This is a genomic window from Salmonella sp. SAL03688 (assembly GCF_046551895.1).
Classification (GTDB): domain Bacteria; phylum Pseudomonadota; class Gammaproteobacteria; order Enterobacterales; family Enterobacteriaceae; genus Salmonella; species Salmonella enterica.
The window spans coordinates 29083-50080 of the sequence record NZ_JBGDVI010000027.1 but is presented as its reverse complement, the minus strand read 5'-3'; the positions used below and the strand labels follow the sequence as shown (position 1 = coordinate 50080).

The window sequence follows — 20998 nt, the reverse complement described above, 5'->3', positions numbered from 1 at the left end:
TTCTGAAGAAAAGAGGGTGAGGCAGGCATTATTTAAGTTCGTCGACCAGAGTCACAGCGCGACCGATATAATTTGCCGGCGTCATGGCTTTAAGGCGCGTTTTTTCTGCTTCCGGCAGGGCCAGACTATCAATAAACTGTTTCATTCCTTCGGCATCAACACGCTTGCCACGGGTCAACTCTTTCAGTTTTTCATATGGTTTTTCAATACCATAGCGGCGCATGACGGTCTGGATCGGTTCGGCTAATACTTCCCAGTTGTGATCCAGTTCGTCAAGCAGATGATCGCGGTTTACTTCCAGCTTGCTGACGCCCTTCAGGGTGGACTGATAAGCGATAAGCGCATAGCCGATGCCGACACCCAGGTTACGCAGGACGGTTGAGTCGGTCAGATCGCGCTGCCAGCGGGAAACCGGCAGTTTGTTTGCCAGATGGTGCAACACTGCATTAGACAGACCGAGGTTGCCTTCTGAGTTTTCAAAGTCAATGGGGTTAACTTTATGCGGCATGGTAGAAGAACCGATCTCCCCGGCGATGGTTTTCTGTTTGAAATGGTTCAACGCAATATAGCCCCAGACATCGCGATCGAAATCGATCAGGATGGTGTTAAAGCGCGCGATACAGTCAAACAGTTCCGCAATATAATCATGTGGTTCAATCTGGGTGGTGTAAGGGTTCCACTGGATGCCCAGCGAGGTGACGAACTCTTCGCTGAACTGATGCCAGTCAACTTCCGGATAGGCGGCGATATGCGCGTTATAGTTGCCTACGGCGCCGTTAATTTTACCGAGGATCTCCACCTGGTTGAGCTGGCGGAACTGACGCTCCATCCGATACGCCACGTTCGCCATCTCTTTACCCAGAGTGGAAGGTGTTGCCGGCTGGCCGTGGGTGCGGGAGAGCAGAGGAATGTCGCGATACTGCGTGGCGAGATCTTTAACCGCGTTAATCACCTGACGCCAGTAAGGCAGGATCACTTCATCGCGCGCGGCTTTGAGCATTAACGCGTGCGACAGGTTGTTAATGTCCTCAGAAGTGCAGGCAAAGTGGATAAATTCGGAAACGTCATGTAGCGCCGGGATCGCGGCGACTTTTTCTTTCAGAAAATACTCAACCGCTTTCACATCGTGATTCGTGGTGCGCTCAATGGTTTTAATGCGCGCGGCATCTTCTTCATTGAAGTTTGCCACAAGCGTATCCAGGTAACCGTTTGCGTCGGCAGCAAAAGCAGGAACTTCCTTGATCGCTGCGTGCGCGGCTAATTTCTGCAGCCAACGTACTTCGACTTGTACACGAAATTTCAGCAAACCGTATTCGCTAAAAATTCCGCGCAGCGCGCTGACTTTATCGCCGTAGCGTCCATCGACAGGGGAAACGGCGGTCAGTGAGGATAATTCCATAGATCATAACTCCGGGGTTAAATGAGCAAGAATTTGTTTTGCCTGAGTCGTCAGGCGATGACGAGAAAACATAAGCTGTAGGCGACCACCGCCTACCTGATGCCAGAGCACGGCTGCACGGATGCCTGCCAGTAGCGAGGCGCGGACTTTGGCCTGCACCTGCGGACTTTGCAGAACGGCCGGGGAGCCCGTCACCTGAATGCGCGGGCCCAATGGGCTAATCACATCCACGTAGATGCCCGCCATGGCGCTCATTAACGTGTCTGACTGTAAATCAAAATGATCAAGCTGGCGCTGCAGGCCGTTAATGCGATCGCCTAACGTATTCAATGCGCCTTTGGCGGATGACAGCTTGCGCTCCAGCACCATCAGGCTAAGCGTATAACGCGTCAGTTCGGCGTTAAGTCCTTGTCGGCTGCTGGCATTCAGCACGCCGAGCAGTGTTTCCAGACCAAGACGCAGGTTAGCTTCGCTGCCGCCGAACACGCCCAGAGTAGAACTGGGATTCATATCAATGACACTGTTGAGTGAAACGTGCAACGCGTCGGCATCACAGTGCCCCTGGTGCGCCAGTTGTTGCACCAGGCGTGCCGACTGGCAAATGCCAGACAGCGCGAGGGTGATGTCATAATAATTCTTTGCCACAATCACTGCTTCCTTGTATCAAATAAAATACACTTCATCTTTTAAGCCGCTTTGAGGCGACTTGAATGGTGTTGTGTATTGAATAATCAGACCGTCAGCGGCAGTCGCTGCTCGATAATGCCGCCGCCCAGGCAGACTTCGCCGCTGTAAAAGACAGCGGACTGGCCCGGCGTAACGGCGGCAACCGGCTCGTCAAAAATGACCTCGATACGATCGTCATCCAGCGCGTTAATCGTGCACGGAATATCGGTCTGGCGGTAGCGGGTTTTTACCGTACAGCGCAGGGTGCCGGTGAACGGTTCGCGATCGACCCAATGTAGCTGCTGGGCGATGAGGCCTACCGACATCAGGCGTGGGTGCTCATGCCCCTGGGCGACAATTAACACATTGTTTTCAACGTCTTTATCCACCACATACCAGGGGTCTTCGCTACCGTCTTTGGTGCCGCCGATTCCCAGCCCTTTACGCTGACCGAGCGTATGATACATCAGACCCTGATGCTCGCCGATTTCATCGCCGTCAACGGTAATGATTTTCCCCGGCTGCGCAGGCAGATAGCGCCCTAAAAAGTCGCGGAATTTGCGCTCGCCGATAAAGCAGATACCGGTAGAATCTTTTTTCTTGGCGGTTACCAGCCCCAGATCTTCGGCGATTTTACGCACCTGCGGTTTTTCCAGCTCGCCAACCGGGAACAGACTTTGCGCAATCTGCTCATGGCCAAGCGTATAGAGGAAGTAGCTCTGATCTTTGTTGCCGTCGAGCCCGCGCAACAACCGGCTTTTGCCGTTTACATCCGCGCGGCGGACGTAGTGACCGGTGGCGATATAGTCGGCGCCTAAATCTTCTGCGGCAAATTCAAGGAAGGCTTTAAATTTGATCTCTTTATTGCACAGAATATCCGGGTTCGGCGTACGGCCCGCTTTGTACTCTTCAAGGAACAGTTCAAAGACGTTATCCCAATATTCTGCGGCAAAATTAACGGTATGCAGTTCAATGCCAAGCTTGTCGCACACGGCCTGCGCGTCAGCCAGATCGGCTGCCGCGGTACAGTATTCCTCACCATCGTCCTCTTCCCAGTTCTTCATGAACAGGCCTTCTACCTGATAACCCTGTTGTTGCAACAGCCAGGCGGAAACGGAGGAATCGACACCGCCGGACATGCCGACGATCACTTTTTTTGGGCTTTCTGACATTGGAATACTCGCGACATTGAACTTCAAGGCGGCGTATTCTATCACGCAGCCCTTTACTTGACACCCTCTGTAAACGGCCAGTTAAATTCGCCCACTATAGATAAGGGGTAACGTTGTCCCGTTTGATAACTGCGAATGCTTTCAGCCACCAGCGGAGAACGTAAATTCGGCGCGTTCAGAATCTCGTCGGCGCTCACCCAACGGCAGCAATCTATGTCGTTGTCATGGGGGGCGGTCGCGCAAATATGATCAAGCTTGATAGCGAATAAAAAGCGCAGGAACGGGGTCTTATCCGGCGCAATCCACTGATGCATACGGATAAAATACTGTGGTTGCGCCGTGATGCCAGTCTCTTCCCACAGTTCACGCGCGGCGGCCTGCGCCAGCGTTTCATCTGCCTCCAGGTGTCCGGCAGGTTGATTCCATAACGATTTACCGTTGATGGTCTCTTCCACCACCAGAAATTTATCTTCGGCATGTACGATGCAGGCAACGGTCACGTGCGGCTTGAACATAGGCATCCTTATTAAAGCGGTTTATCAATGTGGTCATAGATCGCGTCAAGCTGTTTCAGACGCTCGTTATAAGCTTTTGTCAGGCAGGTGACGTCGGCCTTGCACTGCTGACGCTGTTTAAGCCAGCTCTGCTGGGCGTCCTGCAGGGCGCCGCGACTGCCCATCGCGAACAACCCTTTCAGAAACTGATATTTGGTGTGCATTTCCACGTCTTTATCATTCAGCGTCAGGTGCGCGCAGATAGCCTTTTCATCCGCAGCCTGCGCTTTCTGGCAGTCGAAGCTGGCCGCATTAACGGATAACGGTGTTAATAAAGCAAAAGCAATGAGAAGCCGTTTCATCTGTCTTTCTCCTGTGCGATCTCGCGCCACTGTCCATTATCGAGGCCGTTGAGCGTGTAGTCGCCCATGCTGTAACGAATTAATCGTAGAGTGGGATGACCGACATGCGCTGTCATGCGTCTTACCTGGCGGTTGCGGCCTTCATATAAGGTGACTTTTAGCCAACTGGTGGGAATATTCTTCCGTTCGCGAATCGGCGGGGTGCGCGGCCACAGCCAGTCAGGCTCCGCGACAATCTCAATACCGGCGGGCAGGGTAGGGCCATCGTTGAGCGTGACGCCAGTACGAAGCGCCTGTAGCGCTTCATTATCCGGGATACCTTCTACCTGAACATAGTAAATCTTGCCGGTGCGTTTGCCCGGTTGCGTGAGGCGCGCCTGCAGCGCGCCGTCATTAGTCAGCACCAAAAGCCCTTCGCTGTCGCGGTCCAGGCGGCCTGCGGCATATACGCCTTGCACAGGAATAAAATCTTTTAACGTGCGGCGACCTGCTTCATCCGTGAACTGCGGCAACACATCGTAAGGTTTATTGAACAAAACCACGCGTTTTGGCTGGTTTTCTTTCCGTGATTTAGATGCTTGTCGTGAGCTGAATCGCTTAACGTAGTGATTTCTAAAAGAAGTTTTTTGCATGGTGTTTTCAGAACTTATTAATTGCCGCATTATAGCGCAATAATGAGTGTCTTTCATGGCGGCAAACAATAGGGTAGTATTGACATGCTCATTACAAAACATTAACAAAAAATTGCTCTAACGCAGTCGTGCAGCAGGACGCCATTGCACATGCAGCGCGATGACAGACGAGCAAACCAGAAGCGCTCGAAGGAGAGGTGAATGGAAAGCAAAGTAGTTGTTCCGGTGGAAGGTAAGAAGATCACCCTGCAAAACGGCAAACTCAACGTTCCTGAGAATCCGATTATCCCGTTTATTGAAGGCGATGGTATCGGTGTTGATGTCACTCCAGCCATGCTTAAAGTGGTCGATGCCGCCGTCGAGAAAGCCTATAAAGGCGAGCGTAAAATTTCCTGGATGGAAATTTACACCGGAGAAAAATCCACACAGGTTTACGGCCAGGATGTCTGGCTTCCCGCTGAAACCCTTGATTTAATTCGTGATTACCGCGTAGCGATTAAAGGTCCGTTGACCACGCCGGTTGGCGGCGGTATTCGCTCTCTGAACGTTGCCCTGCGTCAGGAGCTTGACCTGTACGTTTGTCTGCGTCCCGTTCGCTACTATCAGGGCACGCCAAGTCCGGTGAAACATCCGGAGCTGACCGATATGGTCATCTTCCGTGAAAACTCTGAAGACATCTACGCCGGAATTGAATGGAAAGCTGACTCTGCAGACGCTGAGAAAGTGATCAAGTTCCTGCGCGAAGAGATGGGCGTGAAGAAAATTCGCTTCCCGGAGCACTGCGGTATCGGTATCAAACCGTGTTCTGAAGAAGGCACTAAACGTCTGGTTCGCGCGGCGATTGAATACGCTATTACCAACGATCGCGATTCCGTCACGCTGGTACATAAAGGCAATATCATGAAGTTCACCGAAGGCGCGTTTAAAGACTGGGGCTACCAGTTGGCGCGCGACGAGTTCGGCGGTGAGCTTATTGACGGCGGTCCGTGGCTGAAAATTAAGAACCCGAACACGGGTAAAGAGATCGTGGTTAAAGACGTTATCGCCGATGCGTTCCTGCAACAGATCCTGTTGCGTCCGGCGGAATACGACGTTATCGCCTGTATGAACCTGAACGGTGACTATATTTCCGATGCCCTGGCGGCTCAGGTTGGCGGTATCGGTATTGCACCGGGTGCGAATATCGGCGACGAATGCGCGTTGTTTGAAGCGACTCACGGGACTGCGCCGAAATATGCGGGCCAGGATAAAGTCAACCCAGGCTCCATTATTCTGTCTGCGGAGATGATGCTGCGCCACATGCAGTGGTTCGAAGCCGCAGACCTGATTGTTAAAGGTATGGAAGGCGCGATTGCCGCGAAGACCGTGACCTATGACTTCGAACGTCTGATGGACGGCGCTAAGCTGCTGAAATGTTCAGAGTTTGGTGACGCGATCATCGAAAACATGTAATCCAGTTTTTGGGTTAAACAAGAACGGGAGCCGAAGGGTTCCCGTTTTTATTACCTTCTTAAAATTCTTCCCCAAAACTTTCCCCAAAACGTTTCCCCAAAACCCTTATGATTTCACCCTGTTTTTGTGTTGACGATCACCCAATCTTTTCCTCTGTCATCATTATATTTGTCTGTCATTTTTCTTGATTTATGGCCGAGTAATTTTTGCGTGTCGACACCTTGTTCTCTGTACAAGCGTTCTGATAATGATCTCTGTTCGTGAAAAGTGGGTGGGGATCCCTTATCCCATTTCAGTCCACTTCTGTCACGTGCTTTTTTGAATGTTGAAGTTAAAGAACTGGTTGAAACCTGATCACCGCGGTTTGCTTGTGAGGTGGTATGTCTGAAATGCACAAGATATTTACTGATGACTGCATCCCGGCATTTAGATACAACGTCCCGAAGAGTTAAACCCAGGGCTTCACATTTCAAGTCCAATGGTATCGCTAAACGCGATCCTGTTTTTTCCTGTTCGACATGGAGCATATCGTCCCATATGTCTTTAAACTTCATGTTACAGATATCGCCCAAACGCTGACCTGTTATTATCGCGAGCAACATTCCACACTGGAGGTACGGTTCTTGCTTTTCGGCAGCTTCATAAATAGTTTTCCACTCTTCCAGAGAAAGACGCTGACGAGTGACTCTGTTTCTCGGCTGCTTGGTCGCCAGGGCAGGGTTATAGCCTGGAGGGACATGACCGTTATGTTGCGCTTCTTTGAATACATCAATCAAAACCATGCGAACAACTTGCGCCATACGATTATGGCCTTCAGCCTTAACTGCATCCGTTATCTCAGAGATATCCAATGCGGAAATATCTTTCAAATATTGCATACCGCAATGTTCGCGAAATAACCTGACTGGTTTTGCTTTCTGTCGATAAGAATTAGGTCTGAGTTCACGGTGTTTTAACCGTTCGTCCTGAATTTCAATATACTTATCAATCCACTCAGTGACAGTAATGTCCGTTCTTCTGCCTTTCATTCTGGCAAGACGGTCGTTAACACTAAGAACCTGCCTGGTTCTTTGTTCTGCAATGATCGTGTTCGCTTCGGATGCAACCTTTTTAGCTTCCACTTCATCAGTACCCAAGCTGTGAAAGCGTCCTGAAACAGGATGTTTATATTGCCAATAAATCTTGCCCGTCCGCTTATCTAGCTTGCAGTATAGATTCGGAATTGAAATTTTGTGAGAACGTGGTCTAGCAGCCATCTGCAATAATCCGTTGTAATCTTGGACTGGCGTTTGCCGGAATTTTCGGTTCGGCAAGCGTACCAACAAATCGAGCATTACGGTCTACCATCCAGTAACGACCTACTTTAACAGCTGGAGGTATCATCATTTTGCCTTTAGCGTATTTCTTAAGGATACGCTCACTTGGTGCTTGCGCTCCGAACTCCTCATTGGCCCAGTCGAGTAAGGAGATCATTCGTGACATTTATTTTTCTCCACAAAGCCCGGCTGCACCCGGGCTGTAACATCAAATATCAGTGCTGGTGGTCGGTATTGATATCAGCCGCCTTCAACGCGCTCCCACCAACGTCTTGATCTGATTGCCTTCACTACAGACTCTTTATCTTTTTATGCAGCACATTGGCGTAGCTCCATCAGTTCATTAAAGCGGGCCATAAACAGGCCGAAAGCCTGACTGGGGCGAAGTGGGTAGATTTCGAATAAATCTGTCGGGGGGATACCTTCCAGTATTACCCAGGGAATACTGTCATCAATATCCAGATCGCGGCGTTCAGTTGCCAGCATGGTCAGATCTGCATACTTCACTACGCTGGCTTCTTCCAGTGGCAAGCCAAACTTAAAGCGGATCAGTTGATCGGTATGTTTCTCAATCTCGCGATAATCAGGCAGTAACGCTTTTAATGGGGCAGGGATATCCTGGCAATACGCTTCGGCTGCGTCGTGCATCAGGGCTTCAAAGGCAAACTCCGGTGATACAAGCTGGCTGCACAGTACGGAATGCTGCGCCACGCTATAAAACTCAGGGAGATGTCCGGAGAAGCGGCAAATATTGGAAAGCGCCACGGCGATATCTTCAATATCAATGTCGTCAATAGTTGCGCTGAGATAATCAAATTGTTTACCTGAAAGTGTTTGAATAAAACTCATCGTTGGTTCTCCTTATAATTTATTTCGCGCTGCACCGCGTGAATTTTGGTTGTGCGAATCCCTCGCCTAGTGGCGATAATTAACAGAATTACACTTCAATAAATCCCCGCGGCGCCGGGGATTTAATGCAGAGCAATTACGCTTTAAAGTTACCGATGAACGTTTCTACTGATTCACCGTCGAATTTGCTGATCAGCAGGTCGCGGAATTCATTGGCGATCGCTTCTTCCTGCGCTTCCAGTTGTACGATACGCAGAACAAAGCGAGGTTCATCACCGGTCAACAGGCTGTTGCGGAGGCTGAACGCACGTTCACCGAGACCCTCATATGGAACACATTTGAACTCAAAAGCCACCGGCATAACGTCTTTGCTGCTGGCCTCAATGCTTTGCATAAGGGATTTCTTACCGCTGAAATCGCCATCTTCATGATCCTGCTGGGTTGCCTGTTGGATCGTAATGCGGCGAACAGCCTGGGCAGCCTGTGAAATCTGCATTGTGTTACCGTCAGAATCGAACGCCAGGAGATAATCGCTCCAGTCTTCAAGCCATTCGGCGATCTGTTTTTGTTTCAGGCGTTCCCCGTTGATCTGGAGCAGGGCGCGGAATGGTGCAGTCTGTTTCAGCGTGATAGAAGCAACGTTGTCTGCATGACCGGGGTTATCCAGCGTACCAATATTGAAAACTGAGCGAGCTGTCATATGGTCAGCATCAATAAAGCAGCGTGCTTTTTCGGTTGCACTGGCATAGCCCTTTGAATAACGAACAAAGTCTTCAATGCTGGTGGTAGTCATGGCGCCGCGGAAGCGGAAACGCTCCAGAGCAAAGCGTTCGAGGCTTTCAACACCTGTCCCGGCAGGCAATAATGCTGTCGGGCAAGCCAGCCCCTGAATATCGTTCAGGTGATAGCCAGAAAGAACCAGGTCTTTTACCTGCTGAAAAGTGCCGCTGTCTAACTGAGACATAAAAATTCCTTATTAACTAATGATCAAAGTGGTGGCAGTGAATTGGTTAGCTGCGGTTCACTGAGCCGCTTTAAGCTTTCCGTCAGTAGTGCCTTTAATACTGAACAGTTGACCCTGATCTTCCTGCAGTATGGTGAGCTTTCCGCCCTTGTTAACCCACATTGGGGTTTCTGTTGTGTCCTCTTCTGACGCTTTACCGCGCGGCGTCGGAGTGCTGTACTGCAGCTTGTGTTTAATTTTGACGCGCTTCTCTTCGACTGAATTTCCCATGCGCTCAAAATCAAAGGTGAGGACTACCTTGCCTTTATTGCCGTTATTCAGAACGCCTAATCCGACAGTATTCAGCGCTGCCGCGATTTTGTTCATGAACACGCCGGCATCCAGTTCGCCCAGAAAGTCGGGCACTACGGTCATGCGGTCATCATTCATCGTTAACCACTCAAGATGGCGGTTGCCACCGCCAGTTGGTTTCTCCACAAAACAGAAAAGAGCACCTGCTGTAACAGCTTTCTGGGTGGATGGGGTAATGAGCCCGTCGCGCGGAGATGCACTTTTCTGTTGTGTAAAAAGGTCGGCGTCACGGCAGAACACTGTCGCCTTCCTCCTGTTGTTGGAAGAGCCGGACGCCGACAAGACTTCACACAGCAATAACGTTGTGGTGCCGGGTGCCTCCCGGTATCTGGCGAAGGTTGCACGCCAGACGGGTGCTTAACTACAGAGGATCGACTGTCAGCTTCAACCTTACCCGCGTGCGCTGAGCCGCATTCACCACAACGATGAGAGCATTACCGGTGTCCGAATTGAACGGACCTTTTCTCTGCCCAACCCACCTCGCTAAAGAGGTCTGTCTGGAATCGAACCAGCACTTATGCCTTGCTCGTCAATGCCCTCATCGTTGTGTGCCTGTCTTTTCACCACTTCAGGCTCGGTGGTATCCTTAAAGTCTCTATAACTTGAGGATATTTTTATGCTTGATGAACAGCTTATTACTGTGGGTGAGTTGCTTGACCGTCTAAAGCACTACCCGCGCGACACTAAAATTTCATTCAGTGGGTTAGATTTCTATCGCCTTAAACAACGAGGGGAAAATCTAATCCAGGTAGAATTCAACCAGCTTGTTTATCGCAACTCCGAAGGTCACGTGGTGGTTGAAAACCTTGAATAATCGCTGATGCGAACACTGCAGCTTTCGCCTTGCATACGGGGGCGTAACTTTCATCAATGCTCCCGTTAATTTCTTTGGTGAACGCGTAGCGCCCATCAGAAATTTCAATCACCCATCTTTCTTGTTGCATATCCATACCTTAGTTAAATCATTCGCGAATCATCCGGTTATTCATACGCCACCGGCGGCTACTTCGTGGGCGTCCTGCCTGTTCGCTGCTCTATGAATGCAAATTACATTTAAATTGCATATCGCGCAAGTATAAAATTGCGATATATGCAATTTTGAGTCAAAAAAAAAGCCACCATAATGGTGGCCTTGTCGACGCTTTCTATTAATTATGTCGTTTGAGTGACTGCGTCTGGCTTATCAGAACCTTGCCAAAAACGCCGAACCTGCACTCGTTGTCTTTGGTAATACTCCATTCCCTGTAGTTAGTGTTATCAGATATCACCAATAATTTATCGGGGATCATCTGCAGCCTTTTTACGTATATTTTATCATCAAAGCCAAAGACATAGATGCCATCACCATCGAACTGGTTGATGCTTATATCGACAAAAATAAGATCTCCCGGTTCAATTGTTGGCGCCATGCTGTCACCGCGCACGTTAATCACTTTAAGCTCAGCGGCAGGGCGCCCGCCAAACATAGCTAATGCTTTGTCCTTGTTATATTCGATAGCATGGATTACATCGATAACATCACCGCCCTGAATGAGTCCATTACCGGCGCTTGCACTGACATCCAGTATCTCGATACGGAACAAATCCTTCACGTTAGCTGAATCCTTTCTCATATCACTGTGTTTACATACAGTATTACCTTTTGGGTCTGAGGTAAAGAGTTCTGCTATATCAACACCTAAGCAGTCAGCCAGCCTAGAAAGTGTTTGTTCGGTAAATTGCTTTTGCTTGCCAGTCTCCAGACGAGAGATGTTTGCGGCATCCACGCCGATGGCTTCTGCTAGCTCAGCAATTTTCATGTTCTTCGCGCGGCGAAGTTGTCTGACACGGTTTCCTATATTCATGCGTTCATTACATTAATTTTTTGCGCATTGTGCAAATCAACTTGCGCAAGTTTGCTGTATGAAATAACATGCGACATACGCAAAAGAAGGGGGTTTTATGCAATCACCATTGAGAAAATTGCGGAAATCGCACGGTTATACGTTACAGCACGTCGCTAAAGGGGTTCAGGTTGATCCTGCAACATTAAGCCGGGTTGAAAGATGCGAGCAGGCTCCTTCAACAGAGCTTGCTGAGCGCCTGGCTCAATTTTACGCCGGAGAAATTAGCGAGATGCAAATTTTGTATCCAAACAGATATCAGCTTAGTGATTCGGCGATTTGACCGCCACCACAGCAGAAGGAGTAGATCCGTGGGACATGAACCTGAATGGAAAGTTGAAAAGCAGCCCCGCTGGCTGGTGGCTGCGATTAAAAAGACGATTTCCAGTCTGCATGGCGGTTATGAAGAAGCTGCGGAATGGCTGGATGTCACCAAAGATGCTCTGTTTAACCGCCTGCGTACTGGTGGTGATCAGATCTTCCCGATTGGGTGGGCGCTGGTACTGCAACGTGCCGGAGGAACCTATCACCTGGCACATTCAGTAGCCAGGGCATCAGGTGGCGTTTTTGTTCCGCTGGCAGATATGGAAGAAGTGGATAACGCAGATATTAATCAGCGCCTGCTGGAAGCGATTGAGCAGATCACCAGTTATTCCCAGCAAATCAGGGTGGCTATCGAAGATGGCGTTATTGAGCCACATGAAAAAGCCGTGATTGATGAGGAGTTGTATCAGGCGATCGCAAAGCTGCAACAGCATTCGACACTGGTATACAGAGTTTTTTGCGCGCCAGAAAAGGGTGACGCCCGCGAGTGTGCAGCTCCGGGCGCCGTGGCGTCAAATTTTATGGAGAAAACCAACGCATGAACAGTTTAACGGTAAATAACCGTTTGTCGCAACAACCGGGGATGTATGAGTACCGGCCGTTGCGTCATGAATGCAGATTACCAAATAGCCTGGTCGTGCGTAACCACAGGGAACACAGCCTGACCGTGGGGGATGACTCGTGCAGGAACTTAACCGCTGGTTTCGTGATGGAAGGGGTCTTTATGTCCATGTCATTCGCTGGGAACCAGAAACTGAGCGAGTTATCTATCTGCGCAAGGGCTATCCGCATGAGTGTTTTAGCCCTTTATGGAAATTCAGGCGTGATTTTGTTGAGTGTGAAGCGCCAGGAACACATTGATTCTGCAATTCCGGGACGTTACACTGTTCAGGCACCTCATAAAGCGGGTGCCGGGATTGGCGTCCTGGAATTGCATACGGCGACAATGGGCGCGTTAGCGTCTTTTTTGTTGCTACACCTCAGCTATACCCAAATTATGGTGGGCTGGGTGGGGGCACCGAAAGGTGCGCCGGTTTCCGTATGCGCCGGTTACGCCAACCCTGCTCAGTTCACCACCAGCGAAATTGGCGTTTCCGGTGGTGGAAGTTATCCATTGCATACGGAGGCGGCCATCATGGCTACAGTCCCAACTCTCGCTCAACCTGAAATCAGTGTTATTAACGGGCAAGCCGTTACTTCTTCCCTTGCTGTTGCCGACTACTTCACCAAACGTCATGACGATGTTCTGAAAAAGATCCGCGCACTTGATTGCTCTCCTGAGTTTACTGCCCGCAATTTTGCGGTGAGTGATTACACCGACGCATCTGGCCGCAAACTTCCCTGCTACAACATCACCCGCGACGGCTTTGCTTTCCTTGCTATGGGCTTTACGGGCAAACGCGCCGCCCAGTTCAAAGAGGCATACATCAATGCCTTTAACCAGATGGAGAAACAACTTTCAACTCCATCGGTGCTGAGCGATGCAGCACATAATGCCAGCGTTCTTTATTCCTACATTTCATCCATTCATCAAGTCTGGTTACAGCAGCTTTATCCCATGCTGGAAAAAGCGGAATCTCCGCTGGCCGTAAACCTGTACGACCGCATCAATGACGCTGCGGCGCTTGCGAGCCTTATCAATATGACACTGAACCGTTCAGAGGTAAGGGGGCGCAAATGATCCGGAATATTTTTAAACGGTTCACCAGCCAACGTTTTCATTGCCCTCGTCCAGGACAGTGGTACAGCACACCAGAAGGGTACGTTCTGCGTATTAGCCTGGTCGATCGCGAATGTCAGAAGGTTGTCTGTGAGCCTCTTGGGCGTAATTACCGCGTCAACATGCCTCTTATTGCCTTTCGTTCCGGCAAAAACATGAAGCATCTCGGAGGTGCTGCATGAGCACTAAATTAACAGGCTATGTGTGGGATGCCTGTGCAGCTTCGGGAATGAAATTATCCAGTGTGGCTATCATGGCTCGCCTGGCTGATTTCAGCAATGACGAAGGGGTCTGCTGGCCATCCATTGAGACAATTTCTCGTCAGCTTGGGGCCGGGGTAAGCACAGTCAGAACGGCGATAGCAAAACTGGAAGCTGACGGCTGGTTATCACGTAAAGCCAGACGTCAGGGAAACCGTAATGCCTCCAATGTTTATCAGCTAAATGTGGCAAAGCTGCAGGCGGCTGCATTTGCTCACCTGTCAGATCCTGACCAGTCAAAATCTGACCCATCAGAATCTGACGCATCAAAATCTGACCCATCAAAATTTGACCCGTCGAAATCTGGCAAAAACGGCGGTTTTGACCCGTCAGAATCTGGCGGGGATCCGTCAGTAAAATCAAAACAAGATCCACAAGGTAATAAAACCCTTTCTTGTCCGGACGCTTCGCAACCGGACCAGCAGATGACAGACCAGGAGTTTTTAACCCGTCATCCGGATGCCGCTGTGTTCAGCCCTAAAAAGCGTCAGTGGGGAACGCAGGACGATTTGACCTGTGCTCAGTGGATCTGGAAAAAAATCATCGCCCTGTACGAACAGGCCGCGGAGAGTGACGGCGAGCTGGTTCGTCCGAAGGAACCTAACTGGACCGTCTGGGCAAATGAAATTCGCCTGATGTGTGCTCAGGACGGGCGTACCCACAAACAGATCTGCGAAATGTACAGCCGGGTCAGCCGTGATCCGTTCTGGTGCCGTAACATTCTCAGCCCCTCAAAGCTCCGGGAAAAGTGGGATGAATTGTCACTGCGTTTGTCCGCACCCATCGGCGGACGTTTCGAAAACCGTGAAGATCCGATGTTCAAATCCAGCTACGGGAATGTGGATTACAGCCAGATCCCGACAGGGTTCAGGGGGTGATATGAGTCTTATGGGAGACGTTCAGAAATTCATTGAATCACATCCGGGATGTACTTCCAGCGATATAGCGAATGCTTTTGCAGATTTCCCGCGTAAAAGCGTCCTGCAGTCGGCAAGTAAGTTACGCCAGTGCGGGCGTGTTGCTCATCGCTTTGAAGGTAAAACTCGCAGGCATTTTGCTCTTGAGACAGACATACAGCCGGATCAGGAGCCAGATATCGGAACTAAACCTGTGCGGAGCTGTTATGTCGGAACCAACGACCCGCAGGTGATTATGCATCTGATACGTCAGGCAGAAACACTGGAGTCGGGAGGGTTGTTCCGTCGTGCAGCTACGGTATGGATGGAGGCATTCCGGGAGAGTCATATCCCGTCGGAACGTAGCGCCTTTCTGGCGCGCCGTGAACGGTGTTTGCGGAAGAGCAGAAAGTATGTTGCATCAGGTAGTGAGTGGTATCTGTCAGGGAATTATGTGGGGTCTTAATGAGCAATAAATATTGGCAGGCGCTGGCAGAACTGCGCAACAAATCAGCACATGAACTAAAAGAAGTCGGCGATCAGTGGCGGACACCAGACCTGCTTTTTTGGGGCATTAATGCGATGTTCGGTCCCCTAACGCTGGATCTCTTTGCTGACGACGATAACGCTAAGTGCCCTGTGTGGTACACCGCCGATGATAACGCGCTGGTACAAGATTGGGCTGAAATGCTGGAGTCAATCGGCGGGGCCGCATTCGGTAATCCACCCTATAGCCGCTCTCAGTACCACGAGAAGCAGGCGATCACCGGCATGACCCACATCATGGATCACACAATGGCGATGCGTGAAAAGGGTGGGCGTTACGTGTTCCTCATTAAAGCAGCGACAAGTGAAACGTGGTGGCCGGAAGACGCTGACCACATCATGTTTATCCGCGGTCGTATTGGTTTCGATCTCCCAGTGTGGTTTGTTCCTGCGGACAATAAGCAGAAACCCACTGGTGCTTTCTTTGCTGGCGCCATTGCAATCTTCGATAAATCCTGGCGCGGCGAGCATTTCAGCTACATCAGCCGTACCGAACTGGAGGAAAAAGGGAAGGCGTTTATGTCACTGGTCGAATTTGCTGCGGGAAAGGTTCAGCCACCAGCCACCACGGTTCCAGAGCAAGAAGAACCCATTGTAGCGCCAGCAGTATTACCTGATGTGGATTCGCGTATCTGGCCGCTTGAGGTTGGTCTGGTGTTCAACCAGGTTGAGGGGGCGGATTCTCTGGACGCATTACAGCAGAACAAGCTGAAAGCCAACATTAATCAACTCTGGCTGGAACGAACGGCCACCAGCGAAATCATTACTGCAGCTTCTGAACTTGTTCGCAATATGCGGGGAGAGGCCGTGTGAAACTGATCCTGCCTTTTCCTCCGAGCGTGAACACTTACTGGCGCGCCCCTAACAAGGGGCCGCTGGCCGGTCGTCACCTCATTAGCGCTGATGGCCGTAAATACCAGAGCGCTGCCTGCGTGGCGATCATTGAGCAATTACGACGTCTCCCGAAGCCATCGACTGAACTAGCAGCGGTAGAAATCATCCTGTATCCGCCAGATAAGCGGATCAGGGATTTGGACAACTACAACAAAGCGCTGTTCGACGCACTGACCCACGCAGGAGTCTGGGAGGACGACAGCCAGGTAAAGAGAATGCTGGTGGAGTGGGGACCAGTTTTCCCGAAGGGGAAGGTAGAAATCACGATCACGAAATTTGAAACAGGGGCGGGTGCAGCTGCCTGAACATGGAGAAAGAAGCATGAATAATTTAATGGTCATTGATGGTATCGAAGTTCGCCGCGACGTTCATGGGCGCTATTGTCTTAACGATTTGCACCGTGCTGCTGGTGGAGAGCAGAAATATCGTCCGAAATACTGGCTTGATAATAAGCAAACCCGTGAGCTGATTGAGCAACTTTTCACCGAGGGCGGAATTCCATCCTCGGAACAAAATCAATCAGTTAGATTTTTTCAGGGCGGTAGTGATACCCGAAGTTTGGTACGTGCTCCAGTAAATACTATTCGCGGTGGTGCTGAACAAGGTACATACGTATGCAAAGAATTGGTGTTTGCTTATGCAATGTGGATCAGCCCGTCTTTCCATCTCAAGGTGATCCGCACGTTCGATCGGATTACCAGTGCGCCACAAACATCTTCTGGTATGGCTGCCGATAAGATGCAGGCGGGGGTGATTCTGCTGGGTTTTATGCGCAAAGAGTTAAACCTGTCCAATTCATCGGTACTGGGCGCGTGCCAGAAACTCCAGGAGGCAGTGGGACTACCTAACCTGGCGCCACAATATGCCATTGATGCTCCGGCTGGCGCGCCGGATGGTTCAAGCCGCCCGACGCTTGCACTGAGCGCGCTGTTAAAACAGCATGGTATCCGGATGACGGCTAATCAGGTGTATCAGCAGTTAGCGAAGCTGGGTGTTGTTGAACATCGTGAGCGTTACAGTCGTTCCGCGATTAACGGCATTAAAAAATTCTGGTCGCTGACGGCGAAGGGCTGCATGTTCGGCAAAAACATCACCAGCCCGGCAAACCCTCGCGAGACGCAACCGCATTTCTTCGAATCCAAATTCCCTGAGCTGCTGAAGCTGCTCGATACCGTTCATTGAGGTGATCGTGAGAGCGTTACTGACCCCTGAAATTGCTCCCCGTATGGGCGTTGTATTGTTCAGGCCGGGATCGGAACTGATGCCCCTGTTTATGCAGGGGCGTGTTCTGCTTGAACCAGAGCCGGAACAATATTCATCTTTCGCCTGCGGCGCGGTCCCGGCGGTATCACAGCCGCTGGCGGATGATCCTGCTGTTCGTGATGTGTTCCGTAATGAGTCGGTTATCTATCGTGCTGGTGGTCTGGCTAGTCTGGAAAGCTGGCTACTCCGGGGGAATGGCTGTCAGTGGCCGCATTCAGACTGGCACAGCGAACAGATGACAACCATGCGCCACGCCCCGGGGGCAATCCGACTGTGCTGGCACTGCGATAACCTGCTGCGCGAACAGTTTACGGAACGGCTGAAATCAATAGCTGTGGAGAACACGACAAAATGGGTTTTATCGGTTGTTTGTCGTGATCTGGGTTTTGACGATATGCACGCAGTTACTCTCCCGGAACTGTGCTGGTGGATGGTACGCAATGACCTGGCAGAAGTCTTACCGGAGAGCGCTGCGAGAAAAGCATTAAGGATGCCGAAGGCAATTGTCCAGTCAGCTACCCGTGAAAGTGAAATTGTTCCGTCGGTGCCGGCCACCAGCATTGTACAGGATAAGGCGAAAAAGGTACTGGCGCTCAGGGTTGATCCGGAATCGCCGGAAAGCTTCATGTTACGTCCGAAACGCCATCGATGGGTCAATGAGAGATATACCCGCTGGGTTAAATCCCAGCCGTGCGCCTGCTGCGGGAAGCAGGCGGATGATCCGCACCACCTGATAGGCTACGGTCAGGGAGGGATGGGAACAAAGGCGCATGACCTCTTTGTGCTGCCGTTGTGCAGAACGCATCACAATGAGTTACATGCGGACACCGTGGCATTCGAAGAGAAATACGGCTCTCAACTGGAGTTGATATTTCGTTTTATCGATCGCGCGCTGGCAATTGGCGTGCTGGCGTAAATGGAGAACGCTTAATGATTAAACCTTCTGAAGTTGGTAAGTCTGGTGAAATGGTTCGCCACACTGCTGGTAGGGAACTCGGTAACGGATATGGTTATTCTGAACATCATAAAACAGTGTATGACCGTGAGCGTTATCTCGAAAAATTGCTGGCAACCATCAAACCCGTGACGCGTGCTGAAGCCGAGGAGGTGTGCCGCTGGTTCCTTGCAAGTGAAAAGGGCCAGTACATGGAAAACCACGGCGCGGCGGTGATGTTTAACCTGGTAGGGGAGTGTGAAGAATGAAACTGGAGGCATCACTAAAACACTTTAGCCCTCAGGGAATGCACATCAGCGACGACGTGAAAGGAACCTCTCCGGATCGTATCACCGGCACCGATGTTATGGCGGCTATTGGTACCACCAGCAGCCGCGCGCGGTTTGGTCTGTCAGCATTTTTCGGTAAGGCCGGGATCAGCAAAACGGATGAGCAACTGGCGGTACAGGCGCTGGCGCGACATGCGATGGAGACGGCTCCGAAGAACGTCAGGAAGGCCGCCGGATGTGAGTTCGGATGGTGTATGCAGGTACTGGCGCAGTTTGCCTTTGCTGAATATTCCCGTTCGGCGGCCACCACTGTGGCATGTCACACCTGTAAAGGCAGCGGACGAATTACCAGGACGCAGACAACACGCAAAGTATCTTATCCGTGGGGAAAAGCGCCATACTGGGCCAGCCGTTCCCGTGCCGTTCGTCCGTCAGACTGGGAGCAGTGGACAGAGGTAACGGAGATAGTGCCGACAGTCTGTGACGCCTGCGAAGGTAAGGGAACGATAAGCGCCCGGTGCCGTTGCGGTGGTAAGGGTGAGGTGCTCGACCGCAAAGCCACAAGCGAGTGTGGTGCGCCGGTGTTTAAAGCCTGTGAGCGTTGCGGCGGGAAGGGATTTTCTGCGGTACCGTCTACTGCAGCCTATAAAGCGATACTAAAACGTGTTCCAGATCTGCATGTCAGAACGTGGACCCGCAACTGGAAACCTTTTCTGGAGTCGCTGGTGGAGATTTGTTACAGAGAAGAATCCAGGGCAGACAGTGCATTTCAGAATGCCACGCGTTTTAATGATGATGGCGGAAAAATTTAGTTTTTTTACAACGTGGGGCTTGATTTTGTCCGAAGTTGTCCGTACGCTACATGATTATGGATTTTTGCGCCTTTTGGTGATTAAGTTTAAAGGCCCGCAATGTTGCAGGTTCTACTATACGTTAACTTTTTAGTGAACATCTATTAATAATTTATCAATTAATAAATTCTTTTTTATTATACATCAAAAAATGAAATGTTTTTTGTGTCTAAATAATATGGAATGAATTTAATGGGCTATAGTTTTATATGTTGCCATAATGATTGACAACCTTGAAACCAATTATTCTTAAGGAGTAGGAAATGGCTCAAATTAGGGAAATGTTGGATCAATCACAAGAAGCTCAAACTAAAGAACAACTTCAATTCCTCATAAATGCAGCTCAAGGGAAATTAAATGAGCAAAAAGAGAAGTTAGAGAAAATTTTTTTGAATCCGTCTGCTGAAGAAAAAATAAGAGTTATTCCTGATACGCAAATCAGATGGTACGATGAGTATCGTTGTAATGTAAAATCTGGAGCTTCGGATAGTATTGATAAAGTAATTGATGCCTTTTTTACCGGAGAAAGCGGATTAGTCGATGGGTTTAAGGGGTTGGTGAAAACTGGCTTGTCGACAATTTTAGGAAATGAGCAGGCTGGAGAATGTCAACAAAATATATATGTTGTTGGTATGGAACATAACGCGATAATTCGAGTTGATATATCTTCATGGCGTTATAATTATACATCTGACGGTATTATTGGGAAAGTTAAGGATGTCTATTGCACCACTTTCTGCAAATCAGTCGTAGACCATACTAAGGTACGTTTGGATACATTAGTATATTTGATCTCAGAACAGGCTGGAGATGATATTGACAAACTGGAAGATTATATAAACAAATTAAAAAGAATTTGGAAGCTTATTGAAAATGAATCACCATTATCCGTGCAAAAACGAGTAACTCCCCTGTTAAATGCTCGATATGATGCTTATCTGAGATTAAATAAGCTTTAAATATACCATATGCATGGTAGTTTAGTAATAATATTCAGCCCCGCATTCACGGGGCTCTCACATTTTAAGGGCCGCCATTTTGCGGCCTTTTAAATTTTCAGGCTCACGGGAATCATCCGCTACGTGCTTTGTTGATAAATCCAGCCCGTGAAGCCTTCCCCCTTTGATCACACACTGAGCTATCGGTGGTGAGGCTGTGACTGGAAAGAGCAGCCTGTACAACAGGATTTGAGTTGTGGTTTCTTGCACCGCGGCATTTTCTGCTTCGCCATATACTATTTGCTTTGTCTTGCGGAGGTGTGAATGAAAGAAGGGTATTACTGGATTCAGCATAACGGTGTTGTTCAGGTGGCATACTATACGAACGACACAGTTGACGATCTGGAATCAGGACAGCTTATTGTTGGTATCTGGCATCTGACAAGGGGCGATGATATCTGCCATAACGGCGAAGCAGAAGTACTTTCCGGACCGTTACAATCACCAGTTTAAATGATTTCAACCTTATCAGGGCTGCCATC

At 49.9% G+C, this 20998-nt stretch carries 27 protein-coding genes and 2 pseudogenes; 17 read left to right on the top strand and 12 right to left on the bottom strand.

The genetic code is table 11. From position 1 onward, the window contains the following. Positions 1-28: 28 nt before the first annotated feature. The 6 genes from purB to rluE all read right to left on the bottom strand — a co-directional run bounded on the left by purB (position 29) and on the right by rluE (position 4755). A complete protein-coding gene (purB, locus tag ACLJR2_RS21085) occupies positions 29-1399 on the bottom strand; it encodes an adenylosuccinate lyase (RefSeq protein WP_000423758.1) in 1371 nt (456 codons plus the stop codon). Positions 1400-1402: 3 nt separating this feature from the next. Beyond that, positions 1403-2044 (bottom strand): high frequency lysogenization protein HflD, encoded by a 642-nt coding sequence (gene hflD, locus ACLJR2_RS21080; RefSeq protein WP_001519653.1) that lies wholly within the window; start codon positions 2042-2044, stop codon positions 1403-1405. 86 nt (positions 2045-2130) lie between these two features. Next, positions 2131-3237 carry a tRNA 2-thiouridine(34) synthase MnmA gene (mnmA, locus tag ACLJR2_RS21075; RefSeq protein ID WP_000004540.1) on the bottom strand — a complete coding sequence of 369 codons (1107 nt, stop codon included), beginning with the start codon at positions 3235-3237 and terminating at the stop codon, positions 2131-2133. Positions 3238-3290: 53 nt separating this feature from the next. After that, the gene (locus tag ACLJR2_RS21070) at positions 3291-3752 is read right to left on the bottom strand and encodes an NUDIX hydrolase (RefSeq protein ID WP_000476064.1); all 462 of its coding nucleotides are present in this window, start codon (positions 3750-3752) and stop codon (positions 3291-3293) included. 11 nt (positions 3753-3763) lie between these two features. Beyond that, on the bottom strand, positions 3764-4093 hold the full coding sequence (locus ACLJR2_RS21065) for a lysozyme inhibitor LprI family protein (RefSeq protein WP_000825956.1): 330 nt from the start codon (positions 4091-4093) through the stop codon (positions 3764-3766). Next, positions 4090-4755, bottom strand: coding sequence for a 23S rRNA pseudouridine(2457) synthase RluE (rluE, locus tag ACLJR2_RS21060; protein ID WP_001249415.1), 666 nt, complete (start codon positions 4753-4755; stop codon positions 4090-4092). Before rluE ends, ACLJR2_RS21065 begins: the two co-directional genes overlap by 4 nt. A gap of 171 nt (positions 4756-4926) precedes the next feature. On the opposite strand from rluE, the gene icd reads away from it, so the two are divergent. Beyond that, entirely contained in the window at positions 4927-6177 is a 1251-nt protein-coding gene (icd, locus tag ACLJR2_RS21055) for an NADP-dependent isocitrate dehydrogenase (RefSeq protein WP_000444507.1), read from the top strand. Between the two features lie 113 nt (positions 6178-6290). Here icd and ACLJR2_RS21050 read toward each other — a convergent pair whose 3' ends face one another. From ACLJR2_RS21050 to ACLJR2_RS21030, 5 genes are all read right to left on the bottom strand, one after another. Next, on the bottom strand, positions 6291-7433 hold the full coding sequence (locus tag ACLJR2_RS21050) for a site-specific integrase (RefSeq protein ID WP_000741325.1): 1143 nt from the start codon (positions 7431-7433) through the stop codon (positions 6291-6293). Continuing rightward, a complete protein-coding gene (locus ACLJR2_RS21045) occupies positions 7423-7659 on the bottom strand; it encodes an excisionase (protein WP_000089142.1) in 237 nt (78 codons plus the stop codon). The genes ACLJR2_RS21050 and ACLJR2_RS21045 overlap by 11 nt, the downstream gene beginning before the upstream one ends. 143 nt (positions 7660-7802) lie before the next feature. Further along, entirely contained in the window at positions 7803-8342 is a 540-nt protein-coding gene (locus ACLJR2_RS21040; protein ID WP_000008350.1) for a hypothetical protein, read from the bottom strand. Positions 8343-8478: 136 nt separating this feature from the next. Further along, the gene (locus ACLJR2_RS21035) at positions 8479-9306 is read right to left on the bottom strand and encodes a YfdQ family protein (RefSeq protein WP_000080410.1); all 828 of its coding nucleotides are present in this window, start codon (positions 9304-9306) and stop codon (positions 8479-8481) included. A 57-nt stretch (positions 9307-9363) separates the two neighbouring features. Then, positions 9364-9735, bottom strand: coding sequence for a hypothetical protein (locus ACLJR2_RS21030; protein WP_000997190.1), 372 nt, complete (start codon positions 9733-9735; stop codon positions 9364-9366). Positions 9736-10273: 538 nt separating this feature from the next. Here ACLJR2_RS21030 and ACLJR2_RS21025 point away from each other — a divergent pair. After that, positions 10274-10471, top strand: a complete 198-nt coding sequence (locus ACLJR2_RS21025) for a hypothetical protein (protein WP_000883481.1) — start codon at positions 10274-10276, stop codon at positions 10469-10471. A 334-nt stretch (positions 10472-10805) separates the two neighbouring features. On the opposite strand, the gene ACLJR2_RS21020 is transcribed toward ACLJR2_RS21025, so the two are convergent. Then, on the bottom strand, positions 10806-11501 hold the full coding sequence (locus ACLJR2_RS21020) for an XRE family transcriptional regulator (RefSeq protein WP_001020636.1): 696 nt from the start codon (positions 11499-11501) through the stop codon (positions 10806-10808). A gap of 97 nt (positions 11502-11598) precedes the next feature. On the opposite strand from ACLJR2_RS21020, the gene ACLJR2_RS21015 reads away from it, so the two are divergent. The 15 genes and pseudogenes from ACLJR2_RS21015 (at position 11599) to ACLJR2_RS20945 (ending at position 20969) form a co-directional block, all read left to right on the top strand. Next, entirely contained in the window at positions 11599-11823 is a 225-nt protein-coding gene (locus tag ACLJR2_RS21015) for a helix-turn-helix domain-containing protein (RefSeq protein WP_001191666.1), read from the top strand. 28 nt (positions 11824-11851) lie between these two features. Then, complete coding sequence (locus ACLJR2_RS21010) at positions 11852-12406, top strand: YmfL family putative regulatory protein (RefSeq protein WP_000509731.1); 555 nt, start codon at positions 11852-11854, stop codon at positions 12404-12406. A gap of 139 nt (positions 12407-12545) precedes the next feature. Then, positions 12546-12641, top strand: a pseudogene (locus ACLJR2_RS21005) (DUF4222 domain-containing protein); the annotation flags it as partial. After that, on the top strand, positions 12595-13545 hold the full coding sequence (locus tag ACLJR2_RS21000) for a Rha family phage regulatory protein (RefSeq protein ID WP_326333416.1): 951 nt from the start codon (positions 12595-12597) through the stop codon (positions 13543-13545). The pseudogene ACLJR2_RS21005 and the gene ACLJR2_RS21000, both read left to right, overlap by 47 nt. Continuing rightward, positions 13542-13766 carry a hypothetical protein gene (locus ACLJR2_RS20995; RefSeq protein WP_000620702.1) on the top strand — a complete coding sequence of 75 codons (225 nt, stop codon included), beginning with the start codon at positions 13542-13544 and terminating at the stop codon, positions 13764-13766. Before ACLJR2_RS21000 ends, ACLJR2_RS20995 begins: the two co-directional genes overlap by 4 nt. Further along, positions 13763-14722, top strand: a complete 960-nt coding sequence (locus ACLJR2_RS20990; protein ID WP_000104923.1) for a helix-turn-helix domain-containing protein — start codon at positions 13763-13765, stop codon at positions 14720-14722. Before ACLJR2_RS20995 ends, ACLJR2_RS20990 begins: the two co-directional genes overlap by 4 nt. Position 14723: 1 nt before the next feature. After that, on the top strand, positions 14724-15206 hold the full coding sequence (locus tag ACLJR2_RS20985) for a PerC family transcriptional regulator (RefSeq protein WP_001669427.1): 483 nt from the start codon (positions 14724-14726) through the stop codon (positions 15204-15206). Further along, positions 15206-16099 carry a phage N-6-adenine-methyltransferase gene (locus tag ACLJR2_RS20980; RefSeq protein ID WP_000066940.1) on the top strand — a complete coding sequence of 298 codons (894 nt, stop codon included), beginning with the start codon at positions 15206-15208 and terminating at the stop codon, positions 16097-16099. Before ACLJR2_RS20985 ends, ACLJR2_RS20980 begins: the two co-directional genes overlap by 1 nt. Continuing rightward, positions 16096-16485 carry a RusA family crossover junction endodeoxyribonuclease gene (locus tag ACLJR2_RS20975; RefSeq protein ID WP_000767086.1) on the top strand — a complete coding sequence of 130 codons (390 nt, stop codon included), beginning with the start codon at positions 16096-16098 and terminating at the stop codon, positions 16483-16485. Before ACLJR2_RS20980 ends, ACLJR2_RS20975 begins: the two co-directional genes overlap by 4 nt. A 16-nt stretch (positions 16486-16501) precedes the next feature. Continuing rightward, positions 16502-17362: a KilA-N domain-containing protein gene (locus tag ACLJR2_RS20970; RefSeq protein ID WP_001061461.1), complete on the top strand. Its 861-nt coding sequence runs from the start codon at positions 16502-16504 to the stop codon at positions 17360-17362. 7 nt (positions 17363-17369) lie between these two features. Further along, on the top strand, positions 17370-18359 hold the full coding sequence (locus ACLJR2_RS20965) for a DUF968 domain-containing protein (RefSeq protein WP_024134153.1): 990 nt from the start codon (positions 17370-17372) through the stop codon (positions 18357-18359). Between the two features lie 53 nt (positions 18360-18412). Further along, positions 18413-18646, top strand: a pseudogene (locus tag ACLJR2_RS20960) (hypothetical protein); the annotation flags it as partial. Next, positions 18643-19479: an antitermination protein gene (locus tag ACLJR2_RS20955; protein ID WP_001534776.1), complete on the top strand. Its 837-nt coding sequence runs from the start codon at positions 18643-18645 to the stop codon at positions 19477-19479. The pseudogene ACLJR2_RS20960 and the gene ACLJR2_RS20955, both read left to right, overlap by 4 nt. Before the next feature lie 302 nt (positions 19480-19781). Beyond that, positions 19782-20477 (top strand): hypothetical protein, encoded by a 696-nt coding sequence (locus tag ACLJR2_RS20950; protein ID WP_000057291.1) that lies wholly within the window; start codon positions 19782-19784, stop codon positions 20475-20477. Positions 20478-20780: 303 nt separating this feature from the next. Next, complete coding sequence (locus ACLJR2_RS20945; RefSeq protein ID WP_000658036.1) at positions 20781-20969, top strand: hypothetical protein; 189 nt, start codon at positions 20781-20783, stop codon at positions 20967-20969. Positions 20970-20998: the final 29 nt, after the last annotated feature.

Excerpts from the sequence above, each read along its gene's own strand:
- purB (WP_000423758.1), bottom strand. The coding sequence starts at position 1,399 with ATGGAATTATCCTCACTGACCGCCGTTTCCCCTGTCGATGGACGCTAC.
- mnmA (WP_000004540.1), bottom strand. The coding sequence starts at position 3,237 with ATGTCAGAAAGCCCAAAAAAAGTGATCGTCGGCATGTCCGGCGGTGTC.
- ACLJR2_RS21070 (WP_000476064.1), bottom strand. The coding sequence starts at position 3,752 with ATGTTCAAGCCGCACGTGACCGTTGCCTGCATCGTACATGCCGAAGAT.
- ACLJR2_RS21065 (WP_000825956.1), bottom strand. The coding sequence starts at position 4,093 with ATGAAACGGCTTCTCATTGCTTTTGCTTTATTAACACCGTTATCCGTT.
- rluE (WP_001249415.1), bottom strand. The coding sequence starts at position 4,755 with ATGCGGCAATTAATAAGTTCTGAAAACACCATGCAAAAAACTTCTTTT.
- icd (WP_000444507.1), top strand. The coding sequence starts at position 4,927 with ATGGAAAGCAAAGTAGTTGTTCCGGTGGAAGGTAAGAAGATCACCCTG.
- ACLJR2_RS21050 (WP_000741325.1), bottom strand. The coding sequence starts at position 7,433 with ATGGCTGCTAGACCACGTTCTCACAAAATTTCAATTCCGAATCTATAC.
- ACLJR2_RS21045 (WP_000089142.1), bottom strand. The coding sequence starts at position 7,659 with ATGTCACGAATGATCTCCTTACTCGACTGGGCCAATGAGGAGTTCGGA.
- ACLJR2_RS21040 (WP_000008350.1), bottom strand. The coding sequence starts at position 8,342 with ATGAGTTTTATTCAAACACTTTCAGGTAAACAATTTGATTATCTCAGC.
- ACLJR2_RS21035 (WP_000080410.1), bottom strand. The coding sequence starts at position 9,306 with ATGTCTCAGTTAGACAGCGGCACTTTTCAGCAGGTAAAAGACCTGGTT.
- ACLJR2_RS21030 (WP_000997190.1), bottom strand. The coding sequence starts at position 9,735 with ATGAATGATGACCGCATGACCGTAGTGCCCGACTTTCTGGGCGAACTG.
- ACLJR2_RS21025 (WP_000883481.1), top strand. The coding sequence starts at position 10,274 with ATGCTTGATGAACAGCTTATTACTGTGGGTGAGTTGCTTGACCGTCTA.
- ACLJR2_RS21020 (WP_001020636.1), bottom strand. The coding sequence starts at position 11,501 with ATGAATATAGGAAACCGTGTCAGACAACTTCGCCGCGCGAAGAACATG.
- ACLJR2_RS21015 (WP_001191666.1), top strand. The coding sequence starts at position 11,599 with ATGCAATCACCATTGAGAAAATTGCGGAAATCGCACGGTTATACGTTA.
- ACLJR2_RS21000 (WP_326333416.1), top strand. The coding sequence starts at position 12,595 with ATGTCATTCGCTGGGAACCAGAAACTGAGCGAGTTATCTATCTGCGCA.
- ACLJR2_RS20995 (WP_000620702.1), top strand. The coding sequence starts at position 13,542 with ATGATCCGGAATATTTTTAAACGGTTCACCAGCCAACGTTTTCATTGC.
- ACLJR2_RS20990 (WP_000104923.1), top strand. The coding sequence starts at position 13,763 with ATGAGCACTAAATTAACAGGCTATGTGTGGGATGCCTGTGCAGCTTCG.
- ACLJR2_RS20985 (WP_001669427.1), top strand. The coding sequence starts at position 14,724 with ATGAGTCTTATGGGAGACGTTCAGAAATTCATTGAATCACATCCGGGA.
- ACLJR2_RS20980 (WP_000066940.1), top strand. The coding sequence starts at position 15,206 with ATGAGCAATAAATATTGGCAGGCGCTGGCAGAACTGCGCAACAAATCA.
- ACLJR2_RS20970 (WP_001061461.1), top strand. The coding sequence starts at position 16,502 with ATGAATAATTTAATGGTCATTGATGGTATCGAAGTTCGCCGCGACGTT.
- ACLJR2_RS20955 (WP_001534776.1), top strand. The coding sequence starts at position 18,643 with ATGAAACTGGAGGCATCACTAAAACACTTTAGCCCTCAGGGAATGCAC.
- ACLJR2_RS20950 (WP_000057291.1), top strand. The coding sequence starts at position 19,782 with ATGGCTCAAATTAGGGAAATGTTGGATCAATCACAAGAAGCTCAAACT.
- ACLJR2_RS20945 (WP_000658036.1), top strand. The coding sequence starts at position 20,781 with ATGAAAGAAGGGTATTACTGGATTCAGCATAACGGTGTTGTTCAGGTG.